Source organism: Allobosea sp., from assembly GCF_017308075.1.
Lineage (GTDB): Bacteria > Pseudomonadota > Alphaproteobacteria > Rhizobiales > Beijerinckiaceae > Allobosea.
On record NZ_JAFKFX010000009.1, the window covers coordinates 1 to 1,981 of the forward strand.

Here is a 1,981-nt window from a genome sequence, read left to right on the forward strand (position 1 = left end):
CCGCCACCGCCCAGTCCTGGTATCTGGATTGAGTCGAACTGTTTGTTGATCTGCTGCTGGTCGAGCTGCACTGCGGAAGATTTGTAGTGCATGACCATTTGCGGGAAGAAGACGACGAGCGCGACCATGATGCACTGGATGACGACGAAGGGTACGGCGCCCCAGTAGATCTGTCCGGTGGTGACCGGCTCCATCATCTTGCCGGTGACCTTGTCCTTGTAGCGTTCCTTGGGCGCGACCGAGCGCAGGAAGAACAGGGCGAAGCCGAAGGGCGGGTGCATGAACGAGGTCTGCATGTTGACCGCGAGGATGACGCCGAACCAGATCAGGTCGATGCCGAGCTTGTCGGCGGCCGGTCCGAGCAGCGGCACGATGATGAAGGCGAGCTCGAAGAAGTCGAGGAAGAAGGCGAGCAGGAAGACCATCACGTTGACGACGATCAGGAATCCGGTGGCGCCGCCGGGCAGGCCGACGAGCAGGTGCTCGACCCAGAGATGGCCGTTGACGCCGTAGAAGGTCAGCGAGAACACCCGCGCCCCGACCAGGATGAAGAGCACGAAGGCCGAGAGCTTGGCGGTCGACTCCGTCGCCTGGCGCAGCAGGTCGAAGGTCATGCGCTTCTTGCCCCAGGCGAGCAGGATCGCGCCGGCCGCGCCCATGGCGCCGCCCTCGGTCGGGGTGGCGAGGCCGATGAAGATGGTGCCGAGCACGAGGAAGATCAGGGCGAGCGGCGGCACCATCACGAAGATCACCTGCTCGGTCATGCGCGAGAGCAGGTTGAGCTTCAGGATCTTGTTGGCGAGGGCGATGACGAAGGCCGCGGCGACCATGATCGACATCGTCAGGATGACGAAGTCGGCACCGGCGCTGAGCTTGGTGAAGAGCTTCATATAGGCATAGGCGATGGCAAAGCAGATCAGCGTCACCACCAGCAGCGAGAAGCGCCTTGTCTTGCCGTCGGCATCGCGCAGGGTCTGGGCCTCCGGCGGCAGGCCGGGGGCGCGCTTGGGATAGACGATGGTGATCAGGAAGATGTAGCCGGCATAGAGGCTGGCCAGCACCAGGCCGGGCACGAAGGCGCCCTCATACATGTCGCCGACCGAGCGGCCGAGCTGGTCGGCGAGCACGATCAGGACCAGCGAGGGCGGGATGATCTGGGCGAGCGTGCCCGAGGCGGCGATGATGCCGGTGGCGAGGCGCCGGTCATAGCCGTAGCGCAGCATGATAGGCAGCGAGATCAGGCCCATCGAGATCACCGAGGCGGCGACGACGCCGGTGGTGGCGGCGAGCAGGGCGCCGACGAAGACGACGGCATAGGCGAGGCCGCCGCGGATCGGCCCGAAGAGCTGGCCGATGGTGTCGAGCAGGTCCTCGGCCATGCCCGAGCGCTCCAGCACCAGCCCCATGAAGGTGAAGAACGGGATGGCAAGCAGCACGTCATTGTTCATCGTGCCGTAGATGCGCTCCGGCAGGGCCTGCAGGAAGTTTTCCTGGAACATGCCGAGCTCGATGCCGACCAGGGCGAAGAGCAGGCCGTTGGCGGCGAGCGCGAAGGCGACGGGGTAGCCGAGCAGCAGGAAGACGACGAGCGCGGCGAACATCACCGGCGCCATGTTCTCGCGGATGAAGTCGCCGAAGCCGGCGGCCTGGGCCTCGCCGGTATGCAGGCTGAAGAAGGCGGCGGCGCTGAGCGCGAGCAGCAGCGCGCAGGCGCGGGCGGAGCGGGCGAGGGTCATGGAAGCGTTCCGGGAATCTGCTGCTGGGCTCACGGGGCGAGGCCTTCGGCCTTCGCCTGGTCGAGCAGGCGCTGGGCCTCGGCCTCGGCGGCGGCCGCATGGCCGCGCGAGCTGTCGTCGTCGTCGAGCTTTCCGCGCATGATCGCGATCTGCTTGATGATCTCCGAGATGCCCTGGAAGACGAGCATCACGAAGCCGATCACGACCAGGCCCTTGGCCGGCCATTGCGGCAGGCCGCCGGCCGA

General features: G+C 66.2%; 1 protein-coding gene and 1 pseudogene. Both read right to left on the minus strand.

Features of this window, described 5'->3' with window-relative positions; translation table 11 throughout:
- Positions 1-1,613, minus strand: a 1,613-nt coding sequence (locus J0J10_RS00330; RefSeq protein WP_291644342.1) for a TRAP transporter large permease, incomplete at its 3' end; no start/stop codon positions are given.
- 152 nt (positions 1,614-1,765) lie between these two features.
- Positions 1,766-1,981, minus strand: a pseudogene (locus tag J0J10_RS00335) (TRAP transporter small permease subunit); the annotation flags it as partial.